We start from the raw sequence: 18366 nt of genomic DNA, 5'->3' as shown, positions 1-18366 counted from the left end.
GGCTTCTTGAACAGAGGACTTGAGCTTCGGCTAGTGGCACTGGCTTCGGGCAGCGACTTACGGACCAGCCAAGAAAAAGATTCGAACTCAAACCACGCCTCGCCGCGAAGTCAAATCCTTATTGGTTATCCGTCGCTAGGAGCATTGTTGGAAATTGCGGCCTTGTGCCGGTTGAACATTTGAGTGTAGACGGAAGTCGACTGAGGAGGAATAGCGACACCGTTCGGCCAAGCAAGGTCAAAGACCTCTGGAGCCTCAGGCGGTATTGCAAACGACAGATTAATGTACTCAATCTTACCCGAAATATTGAACCGGACGCCAGTCTTTGTAAATGAAACGCTATCAATTTTGCATCCACGTTCAAGTGTGTAGCTGTGAAGTGGCTCATCGGAATTGAGCGCTACAAGCGTGTAGCCATCTCCCATACCGCGACCATGGGCCATCGGCACAGGCAAAATCTGGACCCAACGATCAAGTCCGTCAAATTTGATAGTCGGATGCTCTCGAACACGGTCTTTAATGAGCTCGGCGGCACGAAGCAAGCCAAAGTGCTTAACGACTGGCCTAGGGTCGGCCATCGTACCGTTTTGAACTTCGTGAACGAATTGCGAAAGCGCGCGTCTCTTGTTGGTTTGGGTTCTGTGCTGCAAAAAAGCGAATCCGGTGGCCGCAACCAGCGGGATCACGCAGACTAACGCAAATAGAGAGTAACGACTACGCAATGATGGATGTCATCTAAGTCGGATAACACCGCCGATCACGGAGCGGCCGGTGAAAGGTTGGAAGTTCCAAAATAGCGTCTTGGCCGCTGCCGTGGATCGGGATAGTTCGTCGTGTCCCAACGGCGACAGTTCGAACGAGTATGGCCACATGACAGTGTATCGAACGTGGGCGAACCAGTGTTCAACGAGCGTTGATTCAGTTCTGGATTCGGGCCGGGGCCGGGCGTTGCAGCACCGACGAACGATTGCAATCACCCGGTCGCGACACGAAATTATCCATTGTAGAAACGCGCAACTTCGCGACTCGGGTGCATTGCATGGTTCTGGCTCTTTGTTAGGAGATTTCGCGTAAGATCTGATCGTAGCGGTCCTGAATGTGCGACTCCTTCACCTTGCCAGCGCGCGCTTGCCGGATGAATACACGCAAGTCGCTATCCCCCAATAAGAGAACGAAAGTCTTTTTGTCTTTCAGTATTCGCTGCAAATGCGGCCAGTATTTCGGTTCCATCTTTCCACGAAAGGCGACGATTCCAAATCGACCAATCTCATCATTTGTGTAATAAGCCATTTGGTGGAAATCGTCTGGTTTTAGGGACTCGTAGTTTTTACATTCCCAAATGATCTGTGTCGCGCCCCATTTGTGTCGCACCATTTCCCAGAAACCACCATATCCGCGATTCGCGGCCAACCAATCACGAATCACGTGGCCATCGTAGGTTCGCGACTTTGCTTGCACGTTTGCTAACGAACGGAAAAAGCATAGTCGAATTGCTCGCCCAACGACGTCTTCGTAGTCATAGGCGTCTGCCTTGCCTGGGGCCAATGCGGTGAGATCATTTGAAAGTTCGTCCAACTCATCGGTGTATTTAGTCAGGTCCAATCCGTCTGGGAGCTCGCCCTGAAATCCCCTCGTACTAAACTGGAAATCTGATGCAGAGACGTTCACGATTACATCCTGAAGGTCGAGTGCATCGCGATACATGGGATGAATCTCGAAATCAGTCGCTGCTGAAACTGCGGGTGTACGGGTCGTATCAGCGCCAATTGAGCGAAAATGCGTATTTCCTCGGTCGTCGATGAGTCCGAGGAAACCGATCTGATACAGAATGTTGACGAACAGTTCCGTAGTAGAATTAGCGAAAAACCAAGCTGCGCAATGCTTTGAAATCTCTAAATCTGTGAGCAGATTCTGCAAAATTGTCTCTAGCCCCTGCCTCGTATATTTCCAGCCAAGTCCGTAGAACTTGTCGAGGACTAGTTGTATCCGAGGGTAGTTCTCGTCGTATTCATCACCAAGATCTTTCAGTCGGCTATCAGAGAAGCGTTTGCGCGCGGATAGAAGGTCATCGATCTGAATTACCTGATGGTTTTTGGATGCGGCGGTTTCAATCGCAAATTTGACGTAAGTCAATACATCGCGGGGCCGATTCTGACAGAAGTCAAAGACGAGATTTCGTGATTCAGTTGGGTTCTCGAAGAACGTATCCCAAGTAGCGCCACCGAGGGGCCAACGGGAATTAAACGGAGCATTCAAGCGTCGTTCAACGAACTCTATTAGCTTCTCAATTGTCCAGTTGAGTCCAGCTACGCGTGTTTCAATTCGAGAAAACTCGCTGTCAGATTCGCGGACGCGTTCAAACACGTTCTCTCGAAGAAACAGCAGGGCTCTCGCACTATGCAGCCGTGTCGTAAACTCGCCGCACGCATGCATTAGTGCGGCAAGAAAACGAATGTTTGTATCTGACCCGTCCCACGATTCATCCAATCGATCAATCAGAATGGCGTACAGTTTAGAATTTGCTTGAAGCTCTTGGTTAATCGCGGAAGCTAAACTCTTGGGACGTTTAATATCCTTTAACCATGATCCATCGTTTCCCTTGACAAGGTGCCCGAGTATGCGATTTACGAACCGGACTGCCCTAAGATCAAAGTCCTGATTATCTTCGATCTTGAGTTCCCGTTGAACAAAGTCTGGCAGTGCGTCACGCGTGATTTTTCCGTCTTCGAGCAATTGATATAGCAGTTCGAACTCAAGCGTGAGCTCAAATGCACTTACGACCGATTTGAATGGTTTTTGGTGACTCTTGGCAAAGAGATCTGGTGCGATGGTGGAACTAAGGGGCGCGAAAACTTCGGGAAAGACTTGTATCGTCTTTCCCGGCAGGCGGCTCAGCTGAATAGTTAGCGCGGTCTTGCCAGTGCCTCGCCTGCCGATAAAAAAACACTTGTTGCGGGTAGCATCGTTCGCTGCGAGATATGCGTTTGTCGAAACGAAGACACTAGCGTCCTCTACGAGCATGTCATACTCGGCAAACGAGTCGCCGAACGAAATCCGCGAGAGAGCGTCCTTTGGAAGCTGCGGAAGACTTACCGGTTTCTTGGCCGATCGTGTGCGTTTCGACATTCGTTAATGATCCATCACTTTTTCGTTTCCATGCTAGAACACCACCGATCACGGAGCGGCCGGTGAAAAGTCGGAAGTTCCAATATAGCGTCCTGGCCGCTGCCGTGGATCGGATAGTTCGTCGTGTCCCAACGGCGACAGTTCGAACGAGTTTGGCCGGGTGTCATTGTATCGAACGTGGACGAACCAGTGTTCAACGAGCGTTGATTCAGTCCTGGATTCGGGTCGGGGCCGGGCGTTGCAGCACCGACGAACACCACCGATCACGGAGCGGCCGGTGAAAAGTCGGAAGTTGTAATATAGCGTCTTGGCCGCTGCCGTGGATCGGATAGTTCGTCGTGTCCCAACGGCGACAGTTCGAACGAGTTTGGCCGCATGCCAGTGTATCGAACGCTGACGAACCAGTGTTCAACGAGTGTTGATTCAGTGCTGGATTCGGGCCGGGGCCGGGCGTTGCAGCACCGACGAACACCACCGATCACGGAGCGGCCGGTGAAAAGTTGGAAGTTGTAAAAAGTTGTCTTGGCCGCTGCCGTGTATCGGATAGTTCGTCGTGTCCCAACGGCGACAGTTCAAACGAGTTTGGCCGCATGTCATTGTATCGAACGTGGGCGAACCAGTGTTCAATGAGCGTTGATTCAGTCCTGGATTCGAGTCGGGGCCGCGCGTTGCAGCACCGACGAACAATAGATTCAACCCTACTCAGTAGGGTCATATACGGCGATACGGGGTGAGTCAGTAGGGCAATATACCGTGATACGGGGTGAGTCACTAGGGGCATTTGACCAATATCGCTCAACTCGATATTCTGCTGAGTGATATTACTTAATTCGCTCAGTAGGGGCAACCCTGGCAGTTTGAAAGGTCAATCTGATGACGCTTGCTAAGTATGAGTTGGTCGTGGCCTCGGCAGAAGACATTGGGGAGAGCGATCGAATTTGGTTTCCGAAATGGTTGCGACGATATGCAATGAGTTTTCGTAAAGGGCTTACGGACGAATTGCCCGTCAACCGCGACGCCGCTTTGCAGTTTTCTCGCAGTTTGCTGAAGTCGGGAGCTCCGGCTTGGCAACGGTGGCAGGCCGTGCGGGCGGTGGAGTATTACCGCGACTTGATTCTGCAACGATCCCAACCTGACTTATCAAAGATTGTCGCGACGCTGGCTCAAATGGGCAAGCAAGAGCGAAACCTTGATTTGCACTTACCGCCAACCGAAGAGGAGCTCGCGATGATTCGCGGCAAGATGGATCCCGCCGAACCGCAGCTCGTTCAGACGATGCGAGCGGAAATGCGGGTTCTGCATTATACGATGTCGACCGAGAAGGCCTATGTGCGGTGGGTGAAGCGGTTCATGGGACATGTCGGCTCGACCGAATTGGAAGCATTCACTGAACGAGACATCGAGTCGTTTCTGACCAAACTGGCCGTTGAGGGAAAGGTCGCGGCGAGCACGCAGACGCAGGCACGTTCTTCGTTACTTTTCTTATATGAAAGCATTCTCGGCAGAAGAATCGGCTTCATTAATGCGGTTCGTGTAAAACGTCCGGATTCGATGCCCGTTTGGTACAGCCGCGGAGAGATTAAGCTATTGCAGGAGCAGATGACCGGCATGCACTGGATCATGTTGTTGCTGATGTATGGTGCCGGGCTTCGTCACAAAGAGTGTCGTCGGTTGCGGATCAAAGACGTTTAGTTTGACGAAGGCCGTTTGTTGGTTCGTGATGGGAAGGGCCAAAAAGACCGGATGACGTTTTTGCCTAAACAGGTCATCCCGGAGTTGCAGCGTCAGATCGCTTGGGCGACACAATTGCAACAGCAGGATATCGATGAGGGGTTCGACAAAGTGTATTTGCCATTCGCGTTGTCGCGGAAGTATCCCAATGCGGGACGAGAAATCGGTTGGCGTTGGGTGTTCCCATCGCGTCAGCGTTCAAGAGACAAGCGAAGCGGCAACGTGTGGCGGCATCACATCAGCGAGGAGCAGTTTGCCGTCGCATTGAAAGCGGCTCAGAAGGCGGCTGGGATCACCAAGAACGGGGTCCCGCATTCTCTTCGGCATAGCTTTGCGACTCACTTGGTCGAGGACGGCACGGATTTGCCGACGGTTCAGAAGTTGATGGGGCACAAGGACATCGAAACGACGATGAATTATGTGCACGTGGAGGTCGGGTTTGACAGCCGCTTGCAAAGCCCGGTGGATCGGTTGTTGCAGGGGTGATGCTGGGCTGTCAAAACCTTGGTATCGCGACATTTTCGTTCTCCACAACTTCCTGTCACCTCTCTCAGCGAAGCTGGGAGCGGTCGGATCGAGCGAAGCAAGATCCGGGAGGGGGCATCCCACGGCAAACCAAGCCGATCCAGCCAAACAACGCCCGTGCCCCCTCCCTCGCGGACTCCTGAACGTCGTCGCTCTCCCCCAAACTGCGTTCGGGAGAGGTGACAGAGATCACCCAGTCCTTCGGACTGGGCTGGGCAAACGGATGGGCCGTTGGCCCGAAAACCGTGCCGACCCGCTTCGGGCCGGGGAGGGTTACGCTTTGGGTTAGTATCAACCGCGTTCAAATAGCACGAAATACGGCAATCACTGATGTAAAATTGACAGTCCAGCGTTAGCGGGCTGATGGTTTAATCGTTATCGAAACCCGACGCGCGATGGGCTGTTGATTTAATCGTTTAACGGCAAGCCGCAGGCGACAGAGTTTGAAAACGCAGATGCCTGCGGCTTGCCGTTAAACGAAAACGCCCAAAGGTGCACTCAATCAACACGCCGGTGAGTGAGGGATATTTAAAAGAGAATGAATGGCGTTCGATCCCTCGCTGACGCATCGGGTTGCGATTCAATCAACAGCCCGTTCGCGGCGGTTAACCGAATGCCAGCCGGGGCTGACGCCCATCGGCTAATGGTTGTCATTGGGCATACGACTCAATCAACATTCGGCTTGCGGGCTGTTGATTTAATTAGCCGTACCGCGTTAGCGGCGGTTAACCGGACGCCAACCGGGGCTAACGCCCTTCGGCTAATCGTTGCATTGCTGAATCCGACTAAACCAACAGCCCGCTTGCGGCTTAGATCGAGGACCGATAGGCGTCGTCGAAGGTGAGTTCGAGTTGTGTGTCGCGGTCGTCGTAGCCGAGTTCGCGGTGCATCAAGCTGGGCTGGATGTCCAGGCTGTTTTGGTATTTGTCGCTATCGTAATCCTCGAAGTCACCGATGAGTTGGTGATAGGAAATCTGGCAAACCTGCAGTCCCGGATAAATCCTGACGGGTTGGACGCAGTGGATTTCCAACGTCCATGTGCCTCGGTAACCGGCATGCCCGATGCTGCCGCCGGGGTTGAGGATCAGCCCCAATCGTCCCAGTGATGATCGTGGGTGAAGCATCGGGACAAGGTTTCGGGTGCAAGTTTGTTCGACCGTTCGGCCGAGATACAACATGCCCGGTTGCAGCGTCATGCCGTCGACAGGGATCTCGATTCGCCGAAACCGGTTCGGGCTCGCCGAATCGAGAACGACTTCCTCATAAACGAGCAATTCGTTGTGCAACGTCAGGTTGTAGCTGTTCGGATTCAATCGTTCGGGGTCGAACGGGTCGATGGTCAGCTCACCGCCGAGTCGCTGCAGAATCTCGTGACTGGATAAAATCATGTCAAAGGTGCTTTGAGGACGATGGGAGCGATAGGACTGCGGCATCCAAACGGGATCGGGCGATCGAACCCGAACTGCGCAATTTAACGACTTCGGACGGTCCGATTCAGCCTTCTGGGGCAGATTACTTGTTTTTTTATGAATCCCGGTTTCCGATTCAGGTGTAAAATCAGAACGACCGGACCTGCCGGGACCGCCTCGGGCGGTGACGGATCGCTATACTTTCGTGAACCACCGGCCGTCCCTGCCGCCGGGACGACCGACCGTCGGCCAAAACGCACAACCTATCTTGGAGCCCAATTCATGAGTCAAGTGAACCCTTACGCCAACGGCGATTCGATGCTGGGTACCCAATACGGTCCGGCCGCATTTGCCGAAGAGTCCGCCCGGGCGGCATTCATTCGCCGCACCTACAGCCACCTGACCGGGGCCGTGTTCGCTCTGATGGCGATCGAGTTCGTGTTGTTCGCGGTCGTTCCTCGGAACATCATGACCGGATTGGTCGAGCGGATGATCGGCGGCTACGGATGGCTGATCGTCTTGGGTGCGTTCATGGGCGTCAGTTGGATCGCCCGCAGTTGGGCCAATAGCGGTCACTCGGTCGCCAAACAGTACTTCGGCTTGGGACTGTATGTCGTCGCCGAAGCGTTCATTTTGTTGCCGGCGTTGTACGTCGCCATCGTGATCATGGGGCAAGAGAATATTCCGATTCTCGCGGCGATCATCACCAGCGTTTGCTTTGCCGGTTTGACCGCGTTCGTGTTCATGACGCGAGTCGATTTGTCGTCTTGGGGGACGTACTTGTTCGCGGCCGGAATGATCGCGATGGGGGTCGCCATCGCGGGCATTTTCTTCGGATACTCGTTGGGGCTATTTTTCTGTGGCGTGATGGTCGCCTTGGCATGCGGCTACATTCTTTATGATACGTCGAACGTCTTGCACCATTACGACACGCGACAACACGTCGCCGCGTCGTTGGCGTTGTTCGCATCGGTCGCATTGTTGTTTTACTACGTGCTCCGCATCCTGATGATGTTCGCGGGTACGGACGATTGAAAACGGTAGGCCGATAACTCAATATCGAGCGCCGGTAACGGGGTGATCCGCGATGAATCCACTATCTGATGTGACTCAACTTCCCGACGACTTTGACGGGAAGGTGCGGTTGTTTCCGTTGCCGGGTTTGGTTTTGTTCCCTCACGCGATGCAACCGCTGCACATTTTTGAACCGCGTTACGTGGAGATGTTGCGTGAATCGTTAGCGACGGATCATTTAATCACCATGGCGACCTTAACCGATCCCACGGTGATGCCGGTCGCGTCGCCGCCGGTGATCTCCCAAACGGTTTGCATTGGTCGAGTGATCTCGCATACGGAACTCGATGGCGATCGGCACAACGTTTTGTTGATCGGCACGCGTCGGGCGACGATCCGTCGTGAAATCGAGTCGACGCGTTCTTTCCGAATCGCTCAAGTGGATTTGATCGACGATTTTTATTTGCCCGCCGCAACGGCCAAACGCGGCGACCTGAAGAAACGCCTGTTGACCGCGTTCGGCCAGATCATTCCCCCGTCGGCGGGCTCCCAAAAGAGTCTGCATGATTTGATGGCCGGACCGATGGGTGTCGGCCCGATCACTGACATCATCGCCTATACGTTGCCTTTCGAACCCGAAGACAAGTTGACCCTACTCGCGATGAGCGACGTCGACGCCCGGGCCGAACATTTGATTCGATTGATTCAGCGGGGAGACGTGCAGTTGGAATCGGTGAGTGTGTCGGAGCAGGAGTTCGACCTGCAGGAATCATTCACGGAATCTTCACGCAACCAATTCCCGCCACCGTTCAGCGTCAATTAAGGATTCAGCGAGGGAAACCCCTCTGGGACTTTCATCGGCGGGGGAATCGACTTAAAGTATGAAGCGGTCAAGAGTTGTCTCGTCTCGTCTCGTCGGTACCGTCACCCGCGTTCCCGCTCATCTTTCCCCACGCAATCAACGCGGAGCATCCTTTGAGTGCTTGCATCCTCATCGTCGAATCCGATGAAGCCGTTCGCCAAAAATTGGCGGCGCTGCTTTGTGATGCCGGGTATCGATGTTTGGTAGCGGAGAACCCCGATCAAGCTCTTGAGATGCTTAGCAGCCACAACGTCGATCTGATGGTGACCGAGGTACCGCGATTGCCCGCAACGACGACCGATTCGAATGGTCAAAGCATCCTGGGAGGGTCGGGGAAATCCAAGGTGGATGCGGCCCCGTTGAATCGCTGGATGGAAGTCTTGCGGGAACGGGCGCCCCACCTGCCGATGATCTTGTTGACACGTCCCGGTGCCGAACGGGTCGCTTGCGAAGCGTTGTTGCGAGGCGCGGCGTCTTATGTGCCCGAAAGCTTGATCGAGACGGCATTGGTCGAAACGGTCGGACAGGTAATCGCCGTCGGCCAAAGTTCGCTTTGTGCGACGGAACTGGAGCAATGCATCTCGCGAACCAAGTTAGAGTTGGTTCTCCCCAGCCAGGAATCGCTCGTCCCCGCCGTCATCGCGAAGCTCGAACAAGCCACCGATCAACTCGGTCTGTTCGACGAGATGATTTGGACCCAAGTCGCGATGGCGCTTGACGAAGCGATCCTCAATGCGATGATCCACGGCAACCTCGAAGTGGACTCAGGGCTGCGCGAGGTGGATGAAGGACAAGCGTATTGGGACATGATCCAAGAGCGTCGGCAAACGGCTCCTTACTCGGACCGCCGAACGTTCATTACATTGACCGCCACCCGCAACCAAGCCGTCTTCATCATCCGCGACGAAGGTCCCGGCTTTGATCTGTCCACCATTCCCGATCCCGATGACCCCGCCAACTTGGAAAGCATCGGGGGTCGTGGTTTGTTGTTGATCGGTGCCTTCATGGACGAAGTCCACCACAATGAAATCGGGAACGAGTTAACGATGATCAAACGCAAGGCGTCCTTCCCATCGGATTTGGAATGAGCCGATTTCATCTTGTGAACCGAGTTGGCCAGTTTTTCGTTCTATGCTTTCTCGTTTTCGCGATGATCGGGTGCGGCGATCGCATCGCTCCCCCGGCGGATCAACCCGCCAATGTACGAACGGAAATCGCCGAGGTGATCGCCCGTCCGCGGCGACGAACCTTGACCGGCGAATATCGAGCCCGCATCCAGAGTGACTTGTCGTTTCGTGTCGGCGGTCGCATCGCCAGTCGTAACGTGGATGTCGGTGATCGAGTCGAACCGGGGCAGATCTTGGCAAGTTTGGACACCTTGCAACCGGTCGCCGACGTCAAGGCGGCCCAAGCCGCATTGCGATCGGCCGAAGCCGCCCAACAGGACGCGCTGGCGGAAGCCGAACGGATCGAAAAGTTGTTGGAATCCAATTCTGCTTCCCAGGCCGAATTCGATAACGCCAAGGCGGCCTTGTTAATCGCTCAAGGCGCGGTCGAGGTCGCCAAGTCCACGCTAGCTAATACCGAGAGTCAGTTGCTGTTTACCGACTTGCAGGCCGAATCGGCGGGCGTGATCGTCGCCCGACAAGCCGAAGTGGGACTGGTCGTCGGTCCCGCCGAGACCGTTTTCACGATCGCCGAAGATGGCGACCGCGAAGCCGTCTTCGACGTTTTTCCCACTCACATTCCTGAACGCCCCGTCGACGATATTATCTCATTGAAGTTGGTTTCGAATCCGAACGTCAAGACCGAAGGAACGATCCGCGAGATCGCCCCGTCGATCGATCCGGCCAGTGGCACGGTGCGGGTCAAAGTCGCTGTTCCGGACCCACCATCGGAAATGAAGTTGGGTGCGTCGGTGGTCGGCGAAGCCCAGTTCCGTCCGATGGACGTGGTGCAGTTACCCTGGACGGCGATGATGCGAAAGGGAGACCAAGCGAGCGTATGGGTGGTCGATCCGCAGAACCAAACCGTTTCGCAACGGGTCGTCGAAGTCGAAAGTCACCAGTCCGGCGTGATGCTCGTCACGCAGGGCCTTCAGCCTGGTGAAATCGTCGTCGTCGATGGAGTTCAATTGCTGCACCCCGGGCAAACGGTCAATCCGATGCAGACCCCCAGTGACAAATCGACGTTGCCAACGGGAACCAATCCATGAACCGGAGTGAAGCACCTCGTTCAGGAGCCGATGGACGCGTTTGTTGCGTTCTCTCGATGATCGTTGCGGTGATCGTTGCGACGATCGGGATGTGCGGCTGTCGCGAGCAAGAAACGGTTCCTTCGCCCGTCGTCCGGCCTGTGCTTTCAACCCCGGCCGCGCCAATTGCCCGATCCGAAAGCGGTTACAGCGGTACGATCGAACCACGATTTCAAGCCGACGTCAGTTTTCGAGTCTTGGGTAAAATTGTCAGCCGCGATGTCAACGTGGGCGATACCGTTAAGCAAGGACAGCGGATCGCAACGATCGATCCGGAGATTCAACAAATCGCCGTCCGCTCGGCACAAGCAAGCCTCACCAATGCCAAAGCGTTGCTCGACAACGCCGACAAAAATTTCAAGCGGCAAGAGAAACTGTTGGCACAGAACGCGGCTTCGCAAAGCGAATTCGATACGGCAAAAACGAACTACGAGTCCGCACGCTCGGACGTCACCCAGGCCGAATCTAATCTAGCCAAAGCAAAAGAAGAGCTCGACTATACCGAACTTCGCTCCGATCTCGATGGCGTCGTAATGAATCTTTATGCCGAACGGGAACAAACGGTCAAGGCGGGACAAGTCGTCGCGACCCTGGCCGATCCGACGGTGCGGGAGGCCGTCGTGGACGTGGATGAAACCACGTTACGCGGGATCGAACCGGGCACCGAATTCCGGATCGTGTTGCAACAAAGTGATGACATTCAAACGATCGGTACCGTCCGGGAGATCGCACCCCAAGCGGACGCGAAGACCCGGACACGACGCGTGCGAATTTCGTTGACCGATCCGCCCGAGGCGTTTCGATTGGGGTCGACGATCCGAGCCTTCCCGTCGGCTGCCTCGCAATCGGATATTGAAGTGCCATTGTCGGCGATCGGTAGCGAAGATGGCTCTTCTTACGTTTGGATCGTTGATGAAACGAAAAACACCGTCCACAAGACTGCGGTCACCGTATCGAGCACCGATGCGGATCACGCCACAATCAGCGATGGTGTCCGGCTCGGCGACCGTGTCGTGACCGCCGGCGTCCACAGTTTGACCGAAGGCCAAACGGTCGCATGGAAATCGAAGGCCGAACCATGACGCAAGACCCATCCACCGATGGATTCAATCTATCCGATTGGGCGCTGAAGCATCGGTCGCTCGTTTGGTACATGATGCTCGTCTCGGCGATCATGGGTACGTTCTCGTATCTCAACCTTGGACGCGAGGAAGACCCGACGTTCACGATCAAGACGATGATCATCAGTGCGGCGTGGCCGGGCGCGACGCTCGAAGAGATGGTCAACCAAGTCACCGACCGGATCGAAAAGAAAGTCGAAGAGATTCCGCAATTCGATTACGCCAAGAGTCTCAACCGGCCGGGCGTGACCACGATTTACGTCAACCTCAAAGAGAACACGCCGCCCGAAGAGGTCCCACAGGCGTGGATCAAGATTCGTAACTCGATCGGCGATATCAAGAGTGAATTACCCAGTGGTGTGGTCGGTCCGTTTTTCAACGACGATTTCGGCGATGTTTTTGGAAACGTCTTCGCATTCACCTCCGACGGTTTGACCCCTCGTCAACTTCGCGATTACGTGGAGTCGGCCCGCGCCGCCATCATGACGGTTCCCGACGTCGGTAAGGTGGAACTGATCGGAGCCCAAGACGAGGTCATCTACCTCGAGTTCAGCACCCAAGAACTGGCCGCTTTGGGATTGACTCAGCAGGTCGTCGTTGATGCCATCCGATCGCAAAACGCGATCACGCCGTCGGGTGTTCTCGAGACCAACGGGGAACGAATCAGCATCCGAGTCAGCGGCGAGTTTCAATCCGAAGAGGATCTTCGATCGATCAATTTGCGAATCAATGATCGGTTCTTCCGGTTGCGTGACGTCGCTCAAATTCGCCGCACTTATATCGATCCTCCCGAGTCGCTGTTCCGATTCAACGGTGAACCCGCGATCGGTCTAGCGATCGGTATGAAACCAAAGGCGAACTTGCTCGAATTCGGGGAAGCCTTGCACGAGGAAATGGACCGGATCGAATCCGAACTACCGATCGGCGTCGGCATCCATCTCGTTTCCGATCAACCGATGATCGTCGAAGAAGCCGTTGGCGGTTTCACACAAGCTCTCTTCGAAGCGGTGACGATCGTGTTGATCGTTAGCTTCGTCAGTCTCGGATTACGAGCCGGTTTAGTCGTCTCGCTCACCATTCCGCTTGTGCTCGCGATCACTTTCGTGGCGATGGAGTTGTTCGAGATATCGCTGCAACGTATTTCGTTGGGCGCGTTGATCATCGCCCTCGGTTTGCTCGTCGATGACGCGATGATCGCCGTCGAGATGATGGTCGCGAGGCTCGAAGCGGGCGACCCGTTGGAAAAGGCGGCGACATACGTCTACACCTCGACCGCGTTCCCGATGTTGACCGGGACGATCGTCACGATCGCCAGCTTCATCCCCGTGGGACTCAATGGCAGTGCCGCCGGCGAATTCACCTACACGCTCTTTGTTGTGATCGCCGTCTCGTTGTCGGTTTCATGGATCGTGGCGGTGTTGTTCGCCCCGTTGATCGGCGTCGCCTTGTTGCCCAAGACGATGAAGAATACCCACGGGACGAAAGGGTGGTTTGCCAAGGGATTCAGTCGACTGTTGCTCGTCGCGATGCGATGGAAGTGGGTGACGATTTTGATCACGTTGGCGATGTTCGCCGTCTCGCTCTACGGCATGAACTTCGTTCAGCAGCAGTTTTTTCCGAGTTCGGATCGCTCAGAGTTGGTCGTCGATTGGACACTCCGTCAAAACGCATCGATTCAACAAACCAGAGCCGAGCTGGATCGTTTCGAAACCTATCTCGTCGGTGACGAAGACGTTGAACATTGGAGCAGTTACGTCGGTCGCGGTGCGGTGCGATTTTTGTTGTCGTTCGACGTGCAGCCCCCGTCACCTAATTTCGGGCAAGTGATCATCGTCACCAAGAGCATCGAGGCGCGAGAACGGCTGCGAGAGAAACTCAATCGCATCTTGGAAAAGGAGTTCTTGGGAACCGACGCGTTCGTCCACTTGCTCGATATCGGTCCGCCCGTCGGCCGACCGGTTCAGTACCGCGTCAGTGGTCCTGACATTCAGCGGGTCCGCGAGCTGTCGCTCGATCTGGCCGCGACGATCGGCGAGAACCCGAACATTCAAAGCTTGATCTACGATTGGAATGAACCCGGTCGTGTGATCAAGGTCAACATCTTGCAAGACGAAGCAGCACAGCTCGGGGTGACTTCGGAGTCGATCGCGCGGACGCTCAATGGCATCGTCGGTGGGATTCATTTCACGGAAATCCGCGACAGTATTTACTTGGTCGACGCGGTCGGACGGGCGATCCAAACCGAGCGTGCGTCGATCGAAACGTTGCAGAATCTGCAAATCGCCAGCGGTAACGGCAAGTCAGTTCCGTTGGCGGCGGTCGCCACGTTTCGATACGAGTTGGAACAACCGGCGATCTGGCGACGCAACCGATTGCCCACCATCACGATCAAAGCCAGCATTAACGATGCCGTCCAGCCCGCGACCGTGGTTGATCAACTCGACGCGTCGATTGACGCCTTTGCTGATGAACTGCCCGCCGGTTACCACATCGCTGTCGGCGGTTCGGTCGAAGAGAGTGCCAAAGGACAAGGTCCGATCTTTGCCGTCGTGCCGTTGATGTTGTTTGTGATGGCCAGCATTTTGATGGTGCAATTGCAGAGTTTCCATCGTCTGTTTTTGGTCTTCTCGGTCGCACCACTGGCGTTGATCGGCGTTGTCGCCGCGCTCGTCCCCAGTGGCGCGCCGTTGGGGTTTGTTGCGATCTTGGGTGTGTTGGCGTTGATCGGGATTCTGATTCGAAACGCGGTCATCTTGATCGTGCAGATCGAAACACATCGTGACGAAGGTTTCGATCCTTGGGATGCCGTCGTCGACGCGACCGAACATCGGATGCGTCCGATTCTATTGACCGCTGCCGCCGCGAGCCTCGCGCTGATTCCGATCGCTTCGGAAATTTTCTGGGGCCCGATGGCCTACGCGATGATGGGCGGCATCATCATCGGTACGGTGTTGACGCTGTTGTTCTTGCCGGCTCTTTATGTCGCATGGTTCCGAATCAAAGAGCCCGTCTAGCCCGCTCACACGGCGAGATACTCGTCGATCGCCTCTTGAAAGACTTCGACCGGAGCGGTTTTTCCAAACAGTTGAGCGACTAACGCGGACAAACATCGGGCATGCAGATCGACGCACCGGATCACATCGCCTGGTGAGGACGCTTTGAGCCGATCCAATGCGACAACGTATTGCGAGTCGCATTCTTCGTTGAGGTCGATGAGTGTTTGGCGTGCGGGAATCTCGAAATCGAATCGGACCGCAGTCCCTTTGCCTTGCCTTTGCTCGATGATCATCAGCCAGCTTTGATCTTCACCGAGATCGTCCTGCAAGGCCGCGATTTCTGCGGAACTGGGGGCTTGGTTGAGCAAGACCACATCGGCGTCTTCTAACTTCACAGGATGTGCCGCGTTGTAACGGTTCAACCAACTCAATCGCTGTTTGATCGCTTCGGCATGTGCCTCGGTGTGGGCGTCGGTGGAAGATTCCTGTGGTTCGAGTCCTTCATTGACGAAGATGACCTTGGCGAGATGCGACTTTTGGGAAGCCTCGTGAATGAAGGCCGCTGTTGTTTTCATCTTCAAGCTCTCCAAATACCACCCTGAGTAGGTGATCGGATCGGCGTGGGCTTCTTGGGAAGGCGTTCGAACCAGGAGATCGATGTTCGTGTCGGTTTCCTCACTCGCCTGTTCGATGGTTGGACGACACGACGAAGCTACCCAGACGGCCTTGAAATTCATCGCGAACATCCCGACCAATGCCGGCTCAATTTTGTCCGGGCTCAAGTCGACCGAGAAAACGCGGCAATCCACTCCGGCGGCCTGCAAACCAGTTTCCAACGCAAATTGGGTCGGGTTGCCTGCGATCGGATGTCCGATGACCGCGATAATCGGCTCAGTCGTTTCGTCCATGAGTGGGGCCGTCCGTGTTGAAAGAAATGAAAAGCGATGAAGGCAGCGGTTGGGCGTTTTCGCAACTTGGAATTAAAGTAGAGCGTTCGCCCCGGTCCGATGAGGCCGCTGTTTACCTACATTGACGCGAAACATGACCCACACTTTGCTCGACCTGCCGATCGACGAATCGATATTGGGTTTGATCAATGGCTCCGCGATGACCGCGTCATTAGTCGCGGTCACGAAGTCTCGTCGGCAATCGCTTCTCGCGGTAATCTTGGTGATCTTGTTCGGATGCGGATTGCTTCTGGCATGGGAAGGGACCCCGAATCGCGATCGGATGTTCATTTTGGCGTTCCTGGTGACGCTTTGTCGATTGGGGGCAAGTGTGACGAAACGCTTCATGATCGCGGATTTGATGGTATTGACCACAGCCGTGGCGATGGGGCTTTTCTTCGTTCAACGAACCGGCTTGATCGATCGAGACGCCTTGTATTGGACCGGTACGATGATATTCGCGATCACCATCGCACTGGCGGTTTCATCCCGGGGACAGGGGGGGCGCCTCTACATCGCCGGACTGTTCCTCGTTGCTTCGTTGGCAACGTTCGGATTCGCCGCCGCCGATGCTCATTGGGTTCAACCGGATCGACTGGATTTTCAAACGGCGATGATCCGTTACGCGGCGTTGATGTTCGGTATGATAACGCCACCGATAGTTTATCGATTGTGCAGTCACTTCGTTGCTTCCAAATCAAAAATTCATGAACTCGCCCCAGCCCCGCATGGTCATGCCTTCGCGGGACCAATTTCGAACGATGACTCGCGCGGAACTTCAGTCATGGCAACTGAAGCGATTGAATCAACTTGGCGCGTCGTTGCTGCACCATCCGCTCTACGCCGAACGACTCGCTGACGTTTCATTCCCGCTGTCGTCGTTGGATGAACTGCATCGAATTCGCTTTCTGAACAAAAGCGACTTACTGGGGCGATCCAGTTCCGAGCCATCGCGTTTGTTTCATCGCAATCGGCAAGAGTACGTTCGCTTTCACCAAACCAGCGGATCGCGGGGATGGCCGATGCCGGTTCTCGATACCGATGCGGATTGGGCGTGGTGGATCGAGTGTTGGCAATACGTCCTCGATGCGGCCGAGGTCACCGCGTCGGATGTCGCCATGATGGCGTTTTCGTTCGGCCCGTTCATCGGGTTTTGGTCGGCCAATGATGCCTTGGTGCATCGTGGTGCCTTGGTCGTTCCCGGCGGCGGATTGTCGACATTGGCGAGATTGAAACTGCTTGCCGACCAACGATGCACGGTGTTGTGTTGCACACCAACCTACGCATTGCACATGGCCAGTGTCGCCAAAGAACACGGAATCAATTTGGCGGACAATCGCATTTCGAGGATCATTGTGGCGGGCGAACCCGGCGGCAGTGTCCCGAACGTCCGCGCGGCCATCGAATCGCAATGGAACGCCCGCGTCGTCGACCATGCCGGGGCCAGCGAACTGGGCGCGTGGGGATTCGCCAGCGAAGACGATACCGGCTTGCACGTGATCGAATCAGAGTTCATCACCGAGGTATTAGTTTTTCAACCAGACGGCACGTACGTCCAAGCCGAACCAGGACAACGTGGCGAATTGGTCATGACGAATCTGGGGCGACTCGGCGGCCCGGTGATGCGTTACCGAACCGGTGACATGGTCGAGCCGGTTTGGGAACATACTTTTGAATGTCGATTCGTGCATTTGAACGGCGGCGTAATCGGGCGGGCCGACGACATGTTGGTCATCCGTGGCGTCAACGTGTTCCCGAGCAGCATCGAGTCGATCGTCCGCGAGATCGACCCGACCGCCGAATTCCGGATGATCGCTTCACGACAAGACGAGATGGATCAACTCAAGATCGAGATCGAAGCCGATCCGTCTCGGTTCAATGCTGGCGAGTTGGAAGAACGATTCCGAGAACGATTAGCATTGCGGGTGCCGGTTTCGCGAGTCGACGTCGGTACCTTGCCTCGATCCGAAGGCAAATCCAAACGCTGGGTCGACGAGCGAATGGATTCGTAACTCGCAATGCGGCTACGCCGCAACCCTACAAGCCCGAAGCGCAAGTTTTGAAGTTGCGCTTTTTTCGTAACCCGCTGCGTAAGCGAGGGATCATTGATATTGACTCATCCCTCGCTTACGCGTCGGGTTACGATAAACCAATGCCACAGGCAAAAGCGCAACTTCAAAAAGCGCAAGCGAGTGGATCGAATTAGCCGTACCGCGTTAGCGGCGGTTAACCGAACACCAACCGGGGCTAACGCTGGCCTGCTAAAAGTTTGGGGTTGCGGCGGCAATGCGATTGCGCAAGTTTAGTTCCTCGGAGCTAATACCGAGATCTTCTTTTCTGGCGGTGTGAACTCCTGGCTTGAGTTGTTCCCACTTCCATGC

At 55.1% G+C, this 18366-nt stretch carries 14 protein-coding genes and 1 pseudogene; 12 read left to right on the top strand and 3 right to left on the bottom strand.

The window, feature by feature from the left end; translation table 11 throughout:
- The coding region (locus Pla100_RS32075; protein ID WP_231603797.1) for a hypothetical protein at positions 1-183 on the top strand (183 nt) is incomplete at its 5' end.
- A gap of 191 nt (positions 184-374) precedes the next feature.
- Positions 375-695: a hypothetical protein gene (locus tag Pla100_RS32070; RefSeq protein ID WP_231603796.1), complete on the top strand. Its 321-nt coding sequence runs from the start codon at positions 375-377 to the stop codon at positions 693-695.
- A gap of 361 nt (positions 696-1056) precedes the next feature.
- Here Pla100_RS32070 and Pla100_RS29575 read toward each other — a convergent pair whose 3' ends face one another.
- Complete coding sequence (locus Pla100_RS29575) at positions 1057-3126, bottom strand: P-loop ATPase, Sll1717 family (protein ID WP_146582878.1); 2070 nt, start codon at positions 3124-3126, stop codon at positions 1057-1059.
- 969 nt (positions 3127-4095) lie between these two features.
- On the opposite strand from Pla100_RS29575, the gene Pla100_RS29570 reads away from it, so the two are divergent.
- Entirely contained in the window at positions 4096-4818 is a 723-nt protein-coding gene (locus Pla100_RS29570) for a site-specific integrase (RefSeq protein ID WP_231603795.1), read from the top strand.
- Positions 4819-4830: 12 nt separating this feature from the next.
- Positions 4831-5343, top strand: a pseudogene (locus tag Pla100_RS29565) (tyrosine-type recombinase/integrase); the annotation flags it as partial.
- An 848-nt stretch (positions 5344-6191) separates the two neighbouring features.
- On the opposite strand, the gene Pla100_RS29555 reads toward Pla100_RS29565, so the two are convergent.
- Positions 6192-6770 (bottom strand): dCTP deaminase, encoded by a 579-nt coding sequence (locus Pla100_RS29555; RefSeq protein ID WP_146582876.1) that lies wholly within the window; start codon positions 6768-6770, stop codon positions 6192-6194.
- 303 nt (positions 6771-7073) lie between these two features.
- Here Pla100_RS29555 and Pla100_RS29550 point away from each other — a divergent pair, with 303 nt between their 5' ends.
- From Pla100_RS29550 to Pla100_RS29525, 6 genes are all read left to right on the top strand, one after another.
- Positions 7074-7826, top strand: a complete 753-nt coding sequence (locus Pla100_RS29550; RefSeq protein WP_146582874.1) for a Bax inhibitor-1/YccA family protein — start codon at positions 7074-7076, stop codon at positions 7824-7826.
- A gap of 52 nt (positions 7827-7878) precedes the next feature.
- A complete protein-coding gene (locus Pla100_RS29545) occupies positions 7879-8628 on the top strand; it encodes an LON peptidase substrate-binding domain-containing protein (RefSeq protein ID WP_146582872.1) in 750 nt (249 codons plus the stop codon).
- A gap of 152 nt (positions 8629-8780) precedes the next feature.
- Positions 8781-9755, top strand: coding sequence for an ATP-binding response regulator (locus Pla100_RS29540; RefSeq protein WP_146582869.1), 975 nt, complete (start codon positions 8781-8783; stop codon positions 9753-9755).
- On the top strand, positions 9752-10882 hold the full coding sequence (locus Pla100_RS29535; RefSeq protein ID WP_146582867.1) for an efflux RND transporter periplasmic adaptor subunit: 1131 nt from the start codon (positions 9752-9754) through the stop codon (positions 10880-10882). Before Pla100_RS29540 ends, Pla100_RS29535 begins: the two co-directional genes overlap by 4 nt.
- Positions 10879-12003: an efflux RND transporter periplasmic adaptor subunit gene (locus tag Pla100_RS29530; RefSeq protein ID WP_146582865.1), complete on the top strand. Its 1125-nt coding sequence runs from the start codon at positions 10879-10881 to the stop codon at positions 12001-12003. Before Pla100_RS29535 ends, Pla100_RS29530 begins: the two co-directional genes overlap by 4 nt.
- On the top strand, positions 12000-15056 hold the full coding sequence (locus tag Pla100_RS29525) for an efflux RND transporter permease subunit (RefSeq protein WP_146582863.1): 3057 nt from the start codon (positions 12000-12002) through the stop codon (positions 15054-15056). Before Pla100_RS29530 ends, Pla100_RS29525 begins: the two co-directional genes overlap by 4 nt.
- Positions 15057-15061: 5 nt before the next feature.
- Here Pla100_RS29525 and Pla100_RS29520 read toward each other — a convergent pair whose 3' ends face one another.
- Positions 15062-15946, bottom strand: coding sequence for a hypothetical protein (locus Pla100_RS29520; RefSeq protein WP_146582861.1), 885 nt, complete (start codon positions 15944-15946; stop codon positions 15062-15064).
- Positions 15947-16079: 133 nt separating this feature from the next.
- On the opposite strand from Pla100_RS29520, the gene Pla100_RS29515 reads away from it, so the two are divergent.
- Together Pla100_RS29515 and Pla100_RS29510 are read left to right on the top strand one after the other, a co-directional pair.
- Entirely contained in the window at positions 16080-16844 is a 765-nt protein-coding gene (locus Pla100_RS29515; protein WP_146582859.1) for a hypothetical protein, read from the top strand.
- Positions 16747-17997 (top strand): acyl-CoA synthetase family protein, encoded by a 1251-nt coding sequence (locus tag Pla100_RS29510; protein WP_146582857.1) that lies wholly within the window; start codon positions 16747-16749, stop codon positions 17995-17997. The genes Pla100_RS29515 and Pla100_RS29510 overlap by 98 nt, the downstream gene beginning before the upstream one ends.
- Positions 17998-18366: the final 369 nt, after the last annotated feature.

It is taken from the genome of Neorhodopirellula pilleata (assembly GCF_007859915.1).
GTDB classification, from domain to species: Bacteria; Planctomycetota; Planctomycetia; order Pirellulales; family Pirellulaceae; genus Rhodopirellula; species Rhodopirellula pilleata.
The sequence above is the reverse complement of the archived record's forward strand: the minus strand, read 5'-3'. Positions and strand labels throughout refer to the sequence as shown.

Excerpts from the sequence above, each read along its gene's own strand:
- Pla100_RS29575 (WP_146582878.1), bottom strand. The coding sequence starts at position 3,126 with ATGTCGAAACGCACACGATCGGCCAAGAAACCGGTAAGTCTTCCGCAG.
- Pla100_RS29570 (WP_231603795.1), top strand. The coding sequence starts at position 4,096 with ATGAGTTTTCGTAAAGGGCTTACGGACGAATTGCCCGTCAACCGCGAC.
- Pla100_RS29555 (WP_146582876.1), bottom strand. The coding sequence starts at position 6,770 with ATGATTTTATCCAGTCACGAGATTCTGCAGCGACTCGGCGGTGAGCTG.
- Pla100_RS29550 (WP_146582874.1), top strand. The coding sequence starts at position 7,074 with ATGAGTCAAGTGAACCCTTACGCCAACGGCGATTCGATGCTGGGTACC.
- Pla100_RS29545 (WP_146582872.1), top strand. The coding sequence starts at position 7,879 with ATGAATCCACTATCTGATGTGACTCAACTTCCCGACGACTTTGACGGG.
- Pla100_RS29535 (WP_146582867.1), top strand. The coding sequence starts at position 9,752 with ATGAGCCGATTTCATCTTGTGAACCGAGTTGGCCAGTTTTTCGTTCTA.
- Pla100_RS29530 (WP_146582865.1), top strand. The coding sequence starts at position 10,879 with ATGAACCGGAGTGAAGCACCTCGTTCAGGAGCCGATGGACGCGTTTGT.
- Pla100_RS29525 (WP_146582863.1), top strand. The coding sequence starts at position 12,000 with ATGACGCAAGACCCATCCACCGATGGATTCAATCTATCCGATTGGGCG.
- Pla100_RS29520 (WP_146582861.1), bottom strand. The coding sequence starts at position 15,946 with ATGGACGAAACGACTGAGCCGATTATCGCGGTCATCGGACATCCGATC.
- Pla100_RS29515 (WP_146582859.1), top strand. The coding sequence starts at position 16,080 with ATGACCCACACTTTGCTCGACCTGCCGATCGACGAATCGATATTGGGT.
- Pla100_RS29510 (WP_146582857.1), top strand. The coding sequence starts at position 16,747 with ATGACTCGCGCGGAACTTCAGTCATGGCAACTGAAGCGATTGAATCAA.